12 protein-coding genes and 1 pseudogene are annotated in these 12361 nt (G+C 70.6%); 5 read left to right on the top strand and 8 right to left on the bottom strand.

Annotated features, from left to right (window positions below; genetic code table 11):
* Genes OG598_RS07760 through OG598_RS07775 form a run of 4 tightly spaced genes read right to left on the bottom strand, consistent with a single transcriptional unit; the run spans window position 1 to window position 3255 of the window.
* Window positions 1-627, bottom strand: a complete 627-nt coding sequence (locus tag OG598_RS07760; protein ID WP_328653753.1) for a response regulator transcription factor — start codon at window positions 625-627, stop codon at window positions 1-3.
* On the bottom strand, window positions 624-1883 hold the full coding sequence (locus tag OG598_RS07765) for a sensor histidine kinase (RefSeq protein WP_442931496.1): 1260 nt from the start codon (window positions 1881-1883) through the stop codon (window positions 624-626). The genes OG598_RS07760 and OG598_RS07765 overlap by 4 nt, the downstream gene beginning before the upstream one ends.
* Window positions 1880-2332 carry an ABA4-like family protein gene (locus OG598_RS07770; protein WP_328653755.1) on the bottom strand — a complete coding sequence of 151 codons (453 nt, stop codon included), beginning with the start codon at window positions 2330-2332 and terminating at the stop codon, window positions 1880-1882. Before OG598_RS07770 ends, OG598_RS07765 begins: the two co-directional genes overlap by 4 nt.
* A complete protein-coding gene (locus tag OG598_RS07775) occupies window positions 2329-3255 on the bottom strand; it encodes a hypothetical protein (protein ID WP_328653756.1) in 927 nt (308 codons plus the stop codon). Before OG598_RS07775 ends, OG598_RS07770 begins: the two co-directional genes overlap by 4 nt.
* A gap of 166 nt (window positions 3256-3421) precedes the next feature.
* On the opposite strand from OG598_RS07775, the gene OG598_RS07780 reads away from it, so the two are divergent.
* On the top strand, window positions 3422-4171 hold the full coding sequence (locus tag OG598_RS07780) for a glyoxalase (protein WP_328653757.1): 750 nt from the start codon (window positions 3422-3424) through the stop codon (window positions 4169-4171).
* 131 nt (window positions 4172-4302) lie between these two features.
* On the opposite strand, the gene OG598_RS07785 is transcribed toward OG598_RS07780, so the two are convergent.
* Entirely contained in the window at window positions 4303-5553 is a 1251-nt protein-coding gene (locus OG598_RS07785; RefSeq protein ID WP_328653758.1) for an MFS transporter, read from the bottom strand.
* Window positions 5554-5620: 67 nt separating this feature from the next.
* On the opposite strand from OG598_RS07785, the gene OG598_RS07790 reads away from it, so the two are divergent.
* Together OG598_RS07790 and OG598_RS07795 are read left to right on the top strand one after the other, a co-directional pair.
* Window positions 5621-6520, top strand: a complete 900-nt coding sequence (locus OG598_RS07790; protein WP_328653759.1) for a LysR family transcriptional regulator — start codon at window positions 5621-5623, stop codon at window positions 6518-6520.
* 176 nt (window positions 6521-6696) lie between these two features.
* The gene (locus tag OG598_RS07795) at window positions 6697-7869 is read left to right on the top strand and encodes a lactonase family protein (RefSeq protein WP_328653760.1); all 1173 of its coding nucleotides are present in this window, start codon (window positions 6697-6699) and stop codon (window positions 7867-7869) included.
* Window positions 7870-7925: 56 nt separating this feature from the next.
* On the opposite strand, the gene OG598_RS07800 is transcribed toward OG598_RS07795, so the two are convergent.
* From OG598_RS07800 to OG598_RS07810, 3 genes are all read right to left on the bottom strand, one after another.
* Complete coding sequence (locus OG598_RS07800; RefSeq protein ID WP_328653761.1) at window positions 7926-9194, bottom strand: MFS transporter; 1269 nt, start codon at window positions 9192-9194, stop codon at window positions 7926-7928.
* Window positions 9195-9247: 53 nt separating this feature from the next.
* Window positions 9248-10114 (bottom strand): aldo/keto reductase, encoded by an 867-nt coding sequence (locus OG598_RS07805; protein WP_328653762.1) that lies wholly within the window; start codon window positions 10112-10114, stop codon window positions 9248-9250.
* Window positions 10115-10304: 190 nt separating this feature from the next.
* Window positions 10305-10607, bottom strand: a complete 303-nt coding sequence (locus tag OG598_RS07810) for a helix-turn-helix domain-containing protein (RefSeq protein WP_328653763.1) — start codon at window positions 10605-10607, stop codon at window positions 10305-10307.
* A gap of 65 nt (window positions 10608-10672) precedes the next feature.
* Here OG598_RS07810 and map point away from each other — a divergent pair, with 65 nt between their 5' ends.
* Complete coding sequence (gene map / locus OG598_RS07815) at window positions 10673-11446, top strand: type I methionyl aminopeptidase (protein ID WP_328653764.1); 774 nt, start codon at window positions 10673-10675, stop codon at window positions 11444-11446.
* A 159-nt stretch (window positions 11447-11605) separates the two neighbouring features.
* Window positions 11606-12298, top strand: a pseudogene (locus OG598_RS07820) (CDP-alcohol phosphatidyltransferase family protein); the annotation flags it as partial.
* Window positions 12299-12361 lie beyond the last annotated feature (63 nt).

The raw sequence follows: 12361 nt of genomic DNA on the forward strand, positions 1-12361 counted from the left end.
TCAGACACCACGAGCGAACAGAGCCAGGCGTACCCGGTTGGGGCTGTCGGTCTTGGTCATCAGGCTGGTGATGTGGGTCTTGACGGTGGTCACACCGATGTGGAGCTGGTCGGCGATCTCGGTGTTGGACAGGCCCTCGGCGACCAGGTCGAGCACGTCCCGTTCCCGGGCGGTCAGGCCCGGCAGGGCCGGTGGCGACCCGGGGCGGGCGTGCACCGCGCGCTGCACGAGGCGACGCAGCACCTCCGGGCTGAACGGGCTGTCGCCGACGGAGGCCCGGCGGATGCCGTCCAGCAGCTCGGTCGGGGGCGCGTCCTTGAGCAGGAACCCGCACGCTCCGGCGGTCAGCGCGGGGTAGAGGTGGTCGTCGTCGCCGAACGTGGTCAACACCAGGACGCGGGTGGCGGGGCGTTCGGCGAGGATCCGGCTGGTCGCGGTGATCCCGTCGACACCGGGCATCCGCAGGTCCATGACGACGACGTCGGGGAGGAGCCGCCCGGCCAGCGGGATCGCCTCACGGCCGTTGTCGGCCTCCCCGACGACCTCGATGTCGGGTTGGGCGTCGCAGAGCATGCGCAACCCGGCCCGGATGAGGTGCTGGTCGTCGACCAGCAGCACCCGGATCACGCCGGCTCCGGCGCGGGCGACCCGGCCGGGGCCTCCCGGTCGCGGGGCACCGACCCGGCCGGCGGGTCGGCGGGCGCGGCGGCCACGGCCGGAAGGACGGTACGCACCCGCCACCCGGTGTCGGTCGGGCCCGCCTCCAGCCGGCCGCCGAGGACCTCGACACGCTCGCGCATCCCGGTGATGCCGTGCCCGCCACCGGCCGGCACGCCCGCCGGCACCCCGCCGCGCCCGTTGTCGGTGATCTCCCAGTGCACGGAGCCGTCCCGGACGGCGACCACGAGGTGCGCGAGCGCGGACGTCCCCGCGTGTTTGGCCACGTTGGTCAGCGCCTCCTGGGTCAGTCGCAGCACCGCCATGCCGCGCACCGCGTCGAGCGAACCGATCGCCGGGTCGAGATCGGCCTCCACGGTGACACCCGCCTGCCGGGCCCGGTCGATGGACGCGCCGATCGCCGCCGGCAGCGCGGACGGTTCGATAGCGGTCAACGCCGCGTCGCCGCGTACCCCGTCGGGGTTGCGCAGCACCGCGACCAGCCGGCGCAGCTCCGCGAGGGCCGAGGTGCCGGTGCCGTGCACGTCGTCGAAGACCTCGCCCACCCGCGGGTCCAGGTCGGTGAGCACGTGCCGGGCCACGCCGACCCGCAGGACCATCGACGCCACGTGGTGAGCGACGACGTCGTGCAGCTCGCGGGCGATGGCGCTGCGTTCGTCGGCGCGGGCCGCACGACTCTCCGACTCGTGCTGGCGTTGCTCGGCCACCGCCCGCTCCACGGCCTGCCGACTCAGCTCCCGGTTGGTGCGGATGACGAGGCCGAGCAGCACCGGCACACCGACCTCCAGGGCCAGGCCGACGACGCCCGAGGCGACCTGGCCGACCGGGTCGCCGACCGAGTCGGTCAGGTCGACCACCACCAGCAGCGCGGCGGACAGCCAGATGGTCCGGGAGCGCCGCGCCCGCATGGTGATCTCGAGCAGGGCCCAACTCGCGCCAACCTGGTTGATGGTGAAGTCGTCGACCAGGCGGATCGCGACCGTCAGCAGGGCGGCCTGCGTCAGCAGGTTGACCACCGGCCAGCGGTGCACCGCCAGCCCCACAGTGAACGCGAGGACCGCGAGGATCCACTGTGTCGTCGTGGGTGTGCTGGCGGAGTGCGGAACGAAGAGCAGGTAGCCCAGACCGGCGAGGTCGAGCAGCGCCATCCGCACGAGCGTGTCCCGCATGTCGAACAGTCGCCCCGGCCAGCTCACGGTGGTCAGCCTAGGTGCTGCGGGCCGGTGGCGACGGCCGTCGGCCGCCGCCACCGGGTCCGGACCGCGAGGTACGCGGCCAGGCCGAGCGGTCCGAGCAGGATGGTCAGCAGCAGCACCGGAGCCATCACCAGCGCCGGCACCCCCCGATCGCGGCTGTCCAACCACGCCCACCGTCCGACGAACAGATCGAACGCGATCATGTGCGCCCAACCCGCCGCGGCCCCAGTGGAGGTGCCGAGCAGGTCGCGCACCCCGGCCAGGGTCGGCGACGCCACGGCTGGCAGCACGTCGCCGAACGCCGGGATCACCAGCAGCGCGTAGATCACCACGACCGGCAGCACGATCAGCGGCGAGGCGATGATCCGGGCGGTCCACGACCAGCGCGGCAGCAGGATCATCAGCGCCCAGAACGGCGCGGCCACCGCGAACGTCAGGGAGAACAGCGTGGCGGTCACGCGGCCAGCGCCAGTTCCGGGCGACGTCGGCGGGCCAGCACCAGGCCGGTCGCGGTCGCCGTCGCGACCACCAGGGCCGCGACCGCGGCGAGCGTGACGGCGTCCGGCCGCAACAGCGGCTGTTCGCGCAGGGCCTGCCAGGTCAACAGCACGGTGAGTACGCCGTACGCGCCGCCCGCGACGACGAGGAGCCGGGCGCGGGTGCGCTCGTCCAACCGCGTCGCGAACCGGGTCAGCAGAATCGCCAGGATCGGCAACGCCTGGAGGGCGTGCAGCCCGACGAAGTGCCCGATCCTCAGGTCACCACCCGTGGTGCTCCAGCCGACGATCGGCAACCCGGGCCCACCGTCGGGAACGCCGACGCTGTGCGCCCCACCGATCCCCTCGATCCCCGGGTCCTGCATCGGCAGCGCCATCGGCACCGCCGCGAGCATGCCCAGCAGGGACAGCCCGAGCCCCCACCCGACGGCTGTCGCGGCGACCCGATCGGGGATCCGCTGGATCAGGACCACGATCCCGATGACGAGGTGCGCGAAGAACAGCACCCCGATCGCCGCGCCCATCGCCGCGAACAGCGCGGTGTTCAGTGGCGTGCTGTCGTTGAAGTGGCTGGTCTGCCCGCGTATCACCTGACCGATGATCCACGCGTTCTCGACGACAGCCACCGCGACGATGACGACGACCGCCCTCTCGACGGCCCGGCTGCGGCGTGGCAGCAGGGAGAGCATCCAGGCGAGCGTCGCGCCGTACAGCACGAACGACACCGCGAACTTGAACGGCTTGAGCCAGATCGGCGCCCCGGTGAGGACGCGTGAGTCGACGAGGATGCCGACCAGAGCGACGACGCCGCACACCGCCATCACGGATACCAGGAACATCAGCCGGCGGTTCCAGCGCGTCGCCCGGCGCACAACGGTAGTCATGTCTGTAGATGTTCGTGGCCGTGCCCACCGATCGCGTCCGACCGCGAGCCCCGGTTGCGGCCGGTGGTCGGAGCGCGCCTCCTCCCTGGGTAGGAGACGAAACCCGTCGAGGCCGCTCGGTGGTGCTGGCACAATGGCCGGCCTGCCGACCGGACCGGGAGCGACCATGACGACCAACCAGGACCGTGTCCAACCGAACGAGACCACGGTGCCGCTGCTGCACTGCCCAGCCCCGGAGGAGACCCTGGCGTTCTGGCGGGCGCTCGGGTTCGCTGTGGCTTTCGAGCAACTCAGGCCGTATGTGTACCTGGCGTTCACCTGGAGTGGGTTCCAGCTGCACTACGGCCCGGCGCCCAAAGACCTGGACCCGGCGAAGGAGCAGTCCGGCGGGTGCCTGGTGATGGTGGACGCGGTGGCGTCGTACCACGCGGCGTTCACCGAGGCGATGCGCCGCAGCTACGGCAAGGTGCTGGTCAAGGGTCTACCCCGGATGACCCGCTTCCGCGCCGGGTCGTCGCGGTTCAGCATCGTCGACCCGTCGGGCAACACCATCGTCTTCATCCAGCGGGACGAGCCGAAGGACGTGGAGTACGGCGGGTCGAAGGAGCTCGACGGGCTGGCCCGGGTGCTCGACAACGCGCGGATCCTGCGCGAGTTCAAGATGGACGACAGGGCGGCCTACCGGGCGCTCGACTCGGGGATGCGCCGCCGCGCCGAGGACGCCCCGGTGGTCGAGCAGGCGATGGCGTTGGCCGGCCTGATCGAGTTGGCCACCGCGTTGGACAAGGCCGACCGGGTGCCCGAGTGGGGCGCACGACTCCAGGCGCTGTCCCTGACGCCGGAGCAGCGGACGCAGGTGGCGCAGTACGTCGCCGACCCCACCCACCTCGAACCGTGGTGGCCCGACCCGCGCTGACCCGGATCTCCCCGCGTCTGGCCCGCCAAGATCCGCACAACTTCCGGGATGCAGGTGCCTCCTCGGCCGGTGAGGCAGCACTTTCCCTGTTCTTGTGCGGATCTTGGCCGAGCGGCTTCAGGCCGTGCGGCTCATCGGGCTTGTGCCGTTGCGCTGTGGCGGAACAGCGCCGCCACGCCGGCGAGCATGACCAGCAGCAACCCGGTGAACCAGTTCATCGCCGTGCCGGCGGTGACGGCCTGGGTGGCGACGCCGATGCCGACGGAAGGCAGGATCATCCCCAGGTAGCCGATGAGGAACAGCCCGGCCAGGGCCTCGCCGCGCTGGGCGGGTGCGGCCATCGCCGCGACGGCGCCGACGGCGGCCTTGAAGAGCACGCCGGCGCCGATGCCGGCGACCACCCCGCCGACCAGGAACACCGAGAGGCTGGCGGTGTGCATCCCCACCAGCAGGACGGGCACGCCGACGGCCTGGGCCAGCAGCCCCAGGCGTACCTTCGCCGGGGCGGCCAGTCGGCTCGTGAGGGTCTGCGCCACTGCCGCACCGCCGAACACGGCGAACACGATCACCCCGGCCAGGGCCCGCGACGGGAGGTGCAGGGCACCCGCGACAAAACCCGGGGCGACCGAAGTGAACAGGCCGAACACGGCGAACGAGGCGAAACCGGCGGCTGTCGCGGCCAGGTAGCCGGCCCGGTCCCCGTGGTCGGCGCTGATCCGCTGCGGCCGGTAGGTGGGCTTGACCAGCCGCTCCTCGACGGTTTCCGGGGTCAGGGCGACCGCCACGATGCTGACCGCCAGCAGGACGGCGAACACCAGGTACGGCGTACGTAGCGGCGCGTCGACGTACTGGGCGAGGACGCCCGCGACCAACGCGCCGACGCCCAGGCCGCCGATGTTGGCGGCGGTGGAGACCATCTCGAAGCGCTGGCGGGACGAGCCGGGCCGGTGCGCGGCGTGCAGCTCCTGGAGGTACGCGGTGGCGGTCGCGGTGATCAGACCGATGCCCAGCCCGCTCACCAGCCGGGCGACCAGCAGCACCGGCAGGGACGGGTCACCCAGGAACAGGGCGGCGGCGACCAGTTCCAACGCCAACGCCGGAATGAGGATCTTCTTGCGGCCGACCCAGTCCGAGACGTGACCGGCGAGCAGCAGGCTGATCACCACGCCCACCGCGTAGACCGCGAACACGATGGTGCCCATGAACGTGGAGAAACCGTCCCGCGCCATGTAGAGCGGGTAGAGCGGGGCGGGCACCGTGCAGAACGCCATCGCGGTCAGGAACGCCAGGGCGATCGCCCAGAAGCCACGGCCGTGGCGGCGGGACGAGCCGTCGCCGCGGTCGGACGTGGTGGGGCGGGGTGTCAGGGTCGACAGGGACATGACCCCACTGTTGCCTCGCCCAAGGATCAAGTCCAACGAAAGTTGATGTTCGCGACGATCGCGATCGGTGATACTTGGTGGTGTGGAGCTGCGCCAACTTGAGTACTTCGTCGCCGTGGCTGAGGAACAGAACTTCACCCGCGCCGCCGCCCGCCTGCACGTCGTCCAGTCCGCCGTCTCGGCCGCGGTCAAGACCCTCGAACGGGAACTGGGCGCGTCACTGTTGGACCGCAACTCCAAGCGCGTACGCCTCACCGACGCCGGTGCCGCGCTGCTGCCGCGCGCCCGGATCGCCCTCGACGCGGCCCGCGACGCCCGCGATGCGGTCGCCGAGGTGCACGGCGGCCTGCGCGGCACCCTGCGCATCGGCACGATGACCTCGATCAGACTCCTGCACCTGCCGGCCCTGCTCGGCGAGTTCCACCGCCGGCACCCCGGAGTGCTGCTGCACACCAGCGTCGCCCCGCACGGCTCCCAGGGGCTCATCGACGCCCTCGCGGAACGCCGCCTCGACCTCGCGTTCGTCTCGCTGCCCGGCACGCCTCCGGCGGAGATCCACCTCACCGAGCTGGCCAGCTCGGTCCTCGACCTCGTCGTCCCGGACGACCACCCGCTGGCGACCCGCGAGGCGGTCACCCTCGCCGACATCGCCGGGTTGGACTTCATCGACTCCCCGGTCGGCTACGGCAACCGGGCCGTGACCGACCGGGCGTTCGCGGGCGCCGGCCTGTCCCGGCGCGTCACGATCGAGATACCCGACATCGCCACCGGCGCTGAATACGTGCGGCACGGGCTCGGCATCGCGCTGCTGCCCCGCTTCGCCGTCGCCGACGACCACGGGGTGCGCCTGCTGAGCGTCACCGGCGCTGATCTGATCTGGACGGCGTCCCTCGCCACCCCGGTGGACCGCCCGGTCGGGGCCGCCGCCCGTGCGCTGATCAGCCTGACCGCCGAGTTCCTGCCCTGACGGGCCGAAGGTCCGCTTCGCCGTAGGCCACATCTGTCCGTACGTCCGGTCATTCGACAGAGCGGCACGAAATTACCGCTTTAGGGTAAGTGCGGCAAACACACCTAGCTGATCCGATAGCTTTCGAAGGAGAGGAAAACTCGTATTCCTCCCTTCGGGTGCATAAGGAGTCAGTGATGAAGCGCAGTGTCGCGCTCGCGGCAGCCCTCCTGGCAGGTCTGACCAGCATCGGATCGATCCCCGGGACCGCCGTCGCCGATGGCGGTGGCCCCGGGTACCACGACGACCGCAAGGGGGGTGATTACCAGCACGGCGAGGAGGGAGCGGTCTTCGTCCAGACCAACAAGGCCGAGGGCAACACCATCAAGGTGTACGACCGCGACGAGGACGGCCGTCTCACCAAGGCGGGCGAGTACGAGACCGGCGGGCTGGGCGGCTTCACCATCGGTGCGCCGCTCGACGCGCTGGCCTCGCAGGGCTCCCTGACCTACCACCGCGGACTGCTGTTCGCGGTGAACGCCGGCAGCAACACCGTGACGGTCTTCCGCGTCGAGGGCACCAAGCTGCACAAGCTCCAGGTCATCTGGTCCGGCGGTCTGCTGCCGGTCAGCGTCGCGGCCCGTGGCGACCTCGTCTACGTCCTCAACGCCGGCGGCGAGGGCTCGGTGCAGGGCTTCGAACTGCACAAGGGGCGCCTGTCGCGGATCGAGGACGCCAACCGGTCGCTCGGGCTGCACAACGGCAACCCGCCCGCGTTCGGGACCGCTCCGGCCCAGGTCAAGATCGACCCGGACAGCGAGTTCGTCCTGGTGTCGACAAAGGGCGCCAACGTCATGTTCAGCTACGAGATCGGCCGCAACGGCAAACTGTCCCGTAACCCCGTCATCAGCGACGCGGGGAACACCCCGTTCGGCTTCACCTTCGACAGCGAGGACTCGCTGCTGGTCACCGAGTCGGGTGCGAACGCGGTCAGCCGGTTCGAGCTGGAGGACGACGGCGCGCTCGACCAGGTCGGGCCGTCGGTGCCCAACGGGCAGCAGGCGCCGTGCTGGATCCAGCGCGTCGGCGACTACTTCTTCGTCGCCAACGCCGGCAGCTCCACCATCAGCTCCTACCGGGTCACCGACGACGGCAAGCTCGAACTCGTCAAGAACGTCGCCGCCGACACCAACGGCGGGTCGATCGACATGACCACCAGCGACGGCTTCCTGTACGTGCAGAATGCCACCGCAGGCAACGTGCAGGGCTACAAGGTGCACGAGGACGGGTCGCTGAACCTCGTCACCACTGTCGAGGGTCTGCCGAAGTTCGCCGACGGCATCGGCATGGAGGGCATCGCCGCCTCCTGAGCGCACCACCCGCTGGTCCCGGTCGTTCGTCGACCGGGACCAGCTCTCGCCGGTCTCTAGATGGCCTCCGCTGAGTCCGGGCGCGTTCGTTCGCCCCATCGGACGACCGCCGGGGCGGCGAGCCCGACCGCTACGAAGATGCCGCCCATCAGCAGCCAGCCGGGGGCGCCCCAGGCGATGCAGAGCAGGCCCAGGATGGAAGGGGCGGCGACGTTGGCCAGGCCCGTGCCAAGTCCGGAGATTCCCATGTACTGCCCCTGCGCGTGCGCGGGGGCGAGCCGGAACTGCAACTCGAGTGAGCCCGCCGCGTGCCACAGCTCGCCGACGGTGTGCGATGCGACTCCCAGCGTGATCACCGTGACGGCTACCCATCCGGGCATCTCCGACGTGGCGGCGATCAGGGCCATCCCGATCAGGAACGCCAACCCGGAGCGGCGCATCGCCCGACCTGCCGCTGAACTGGAGTCGACTCCCCGGCTCGCTCTGACCTGCAGCGTCGCGACGAGGGCGGTGTTGACCAGCACGGCCACCCCGACGAACCAGCGTGGCGCGTCGGTCTGCGCGATGATCCACACCGGCAGCGCGAAGACCAGTACCTGGCCCTGTATTCCCAGGATGGCGTCGAGCACTGTGACTGCCAGGAAGGGCCTGTCCTTCAGTGCGATCCAGCGCCCGGTCAGCTGGGGCGCTGCAACGGGCGGCAGCGAGGGCAGCCGAGTGATGATGGCGGCGCATGCCACGAAGCTGACGGCGTTGCCGACGACCAGGGCCAGGTAGGCCGCGCGGGTGTCCAGTTGCACTGCGGCGCCGGCGGCGAGGGCGCCGCAACATCCCGCGAGGTTGGCGACCGACCGCAGATAGGCCCGGTACCGGCCGATGTTGGTGCCGCCGAAGCCACGCACCAGCGGACCGCGAGACGCCCCGCCGGCTGAGTGCGCGAGTTGGGTGAGGCAGACCAGGACGACGAACGGCCAGAACGTGTGCACGAAGGCCAAAGCGGCCATGGTGGCGGCCCGGATGACCAGGGTCAGCAGGTAGATCTCGCGCGGGCCTCGACGATCGGCGAGATGTCCCACCGGAACCCCGGCGAGCATCCCGACGAGCGCTGCGATGCCCATCCCCAGAGCGACCTGCGCGAGGGGGAGCCCGACGGATCGGGTGAAGAAGAGCACGGCGCTGGCCATGAAGATGCCACTGCCGAGCATGTTGACGAAGGTCGCGAAGGCCAGGACCCGCCGAGGGCCGTGATCGGGGATGAGTCCTCGGGCAACGAGCCACGAGGTGTCGCGCGGAGGGATGGGAACGGGCGTTGTCGCTGCCTGCACAGTGACGGGGCCTTCCGTCGAGGTCGTGGCGGGGCTGCCTCCTGCCGGGGCCGCTACTCGAGGCTGGCCAACTCGTCCGGCGACAGGACCAGCGCCCCGGCGGCAAGGTTCTCGACCAGGTGATCGGGGTTGCCGGTACCGGGGATGGCCAGCAGGTGCGGGCCGCGGCTGAGGGTCCATGCGATCCGCACCTGTGCGGGCGTCGCGCCGTGCGTGCGCGCGATGGCCTCCACTGCCGTGTTGACGGCCACGCCGCCGGCCTCACGTCGGTCGCCGGCGATCGCGAAGAACGGCACGAATGCGACGTTCTGGTCGCCGCAGGTACGCACGAGTTGGTCCTGCGTACGTCGGGTGTCGACACCGTACGTGTTCTGTACGCAGACAACCGGGGCGATCGCCTGCGCCTGCGCGAGGTGGTGCGGACGGATGTTGGACAGGCCGAGATGCCGGATGAGTCCGGCGTCACGGAGCTCGGCCAGCGCGCCGAAGTGCTCCGCCACCGAGTCCAGCCCGTCCTGGCGCAGGTTCACGACATCCAGATGGTCGCGGCCGAGTTGGCGCAGGTTCTCCTCGACCTGTCCACGCAGCTGATCCGGCCGGGCCAGCGGCAGCCACTTCCCCGAGGGATCGCGGCCCGGTCCGACCTTCGTGGTGATGACCAGATCGTCGGCGTACGGCGACAGTGCAGTGTTGATCAACTCGTTGGCCGACCGGAGCGGCGAGAAGTAGAACGCCGCAGTGTCGATGTGGTTCACACCGAGGTCGACGGCTTGACGTAGCACTCCGATGACGCGCGCGCGGTCGCTCGCCGCGCTGCCGTTACCCGTCAGGCGCATTGCGCCGAATCCGATCCGATTGACGCTCAGGTCGCCGAGCGTCCAGGTACCCGCAGATTCCGCACTGATCATGTTGGTGGGCATTGGGCGAACCTAGCCACCGCCACTGACCTGCGCAGTCGGGCGTCTGCCCGATACCGACCGGGAAGGATCGCTGTTAGGTTATCTATCGTGGGAAGCGCTTTGCCGGCAGCGCAGTGACAGCCCGCAGATCATTCGGTTCCTGACCGCATTCGCGGTTCGCCCCTGACGACAGGCCGTCCCGAAGAGCGCGCTAGGACGCCAACCGTTCGCGCGCGGTGCGCGGCGGCCGGGGGATTCCGGCGCTGCCGTCCGACGTGTTGATCTCCGACCAGACGGCGTCGAGGGAGAGGCCGAGGACGTCGGCGATCGCCGCGATGGTCGGAAAGGCGGGGGTGGCTATCCGGCCGGACTCGATCTTTCGAAGGGTCTCTGGCGAGACGCCCGCGTCCAGCGCGGTGAGGAGCATCGAACGCTCTCCACGGGCTCGACGCAGGAGCGCGCCGAGGCGCTGTCCGCGTTCGAGTTCTTCGGGAGTGAGCGGCAACCTGACCATGACCCGATTCTAGTACCGGGATAATATGGCCGGGATACTTATTGGTGGCCCGAGGAAGGCGCTGCATGATCGAGATCCTGAGCCCCACCGACGTGCTGCGAGCGAAGGACACCGGCGCGCTGGTCGCCGGCATCCTCCAGTCGCTGAAGAGCCGCTGCGTGGTCGGCACCAACCTCCTGGACATCGACCGGTGGGCGCAGGCCATGATCACCGAGGCCGGGGCGCAGTCCTGCTACGTCGACTACGAGCCGTCCTTCGGGCGCGGGCCGTTCGGCCACTACATCTGCACGTCGGTGAATGACGCCGTGCTGCACGGGTTGCCGTACGACTACCCGCTCGCCGAGGGCGATCTGCTCTCGCTCGACCTCGCCGTCTCCCAGGGGGGAGTCGTCGCGGACTCGGCCGTCAGCTTCATCGTGGGCGACGTGCGGCCCCCGGAGAGTCTCGCGCTGATCGACGCGACCGAGCGCGCGTTGCAGGCGGGGATCGCCGCCGCCGGCCCCGGCGTTCCCATCGGTGACCTCTCCCACGCGATCGGCTCGGTCCTCACGGCGGCGGGATACTCGGTCAACACGGAGTTCGGCGGCCACGGCGTCGGATCGACGATGCACCAGGACCCGCACGTCTCCAACACCGGGCGCCCCGGTCGCGGCTACCGGCTACGCCCGGGGCTGCTGCTGGCGCTGGAGCCCTGGGTGATGGCCGACACCGCCACGCTCGTCACCGATGCCGACGGCTGGACCCTGCGCAGCGCGACGGGCTGCCGGACCGCGCACAGCGAGCACACCATCGCCATCACCGACGACGGCGCGGACGTGCTCACCCTGCCGACGCCCTGACCCGTCAGCCGACGCCGGGCCACCCACCATGGACGATTAACCGCCCGCCGAAGGGGCACGTCCTCCGTGGCACCCTGCCGGATCGCGTTCAGAATGAACCGATCAGTCATATTTTCCGTGATGACGGTCAGGGTCACCCACCAGAGTCACGGAGGCACGATGTCAACGGTTCGAACTGGTCCGGTCATCGGACTGCTCGTGCAGATCGTCCTGCTGGCGGTTCTGGCGGAGGCTGTCGGTCTGGGCGCGGCGGGCTGGGTGGCGGGGCTGGCGTACGGCGTGGTCCTGTGCGCCCTGCTCAGCCGGGGGATGTCCCGCTCGGGCGCGGGTGCGCTCAGCCCGGCCGACCGGGTGACCCTGAGCCGGGCGATCCTCGTCGGCGGCGTGACGGCCCTGGCCGCCGACTCGTTCGGCCGGTCGGCGCCGATCACACTGATGGTCGTCCTCACCAGCGTGGCGTTGGCCCTCGACGCCGTGGACGGGTACACGGCCCGCCGCACCGGGACCACCAGCGAGCTCGGCGCGCGCTTCGACATGGAGATTGACTCCTTCCTGGTCCTGGTGCTCTGCCTGCACGTGGCCCCCACTGTGGGTGGCTGGGTGCTCGCGATCGGGGCGATGCGGTATGTCTTCGTCGCCGCCAGCTGGGTGCTGGGGTGGATGCGCGGATCCCTGCCGCCGCGCTACTGGCGCAAGGTCGTCGCCGCCATCCAGGGCGTGGTGCTGACGGTGGCGATGGGCGACGCGCTGCCCGGGCCGCTGACGACAGTCGTGCTGCTGGCGTCACTGGCGCTGCTGGTCGAGTCGTTCGGGCGTGACGTCGCGTGGCTCTGGACGACCCGTCACCTCCGCCACACCGTCATCCACGACGACCCGCGCAACCAACACGCCCCGGACGTCCACGACGCCCCGGTC

This window comes from Micromonospora sp. NBC_00330, assembly GCF_036136635.1.
Taxonomy (GTDB): domain Bacteria; phylum Actinomycetota; class Actinomycetes; order Mycobacteriales; family Micromonosporaceae; genus Micromonospora; species Micromonospora salmantinae.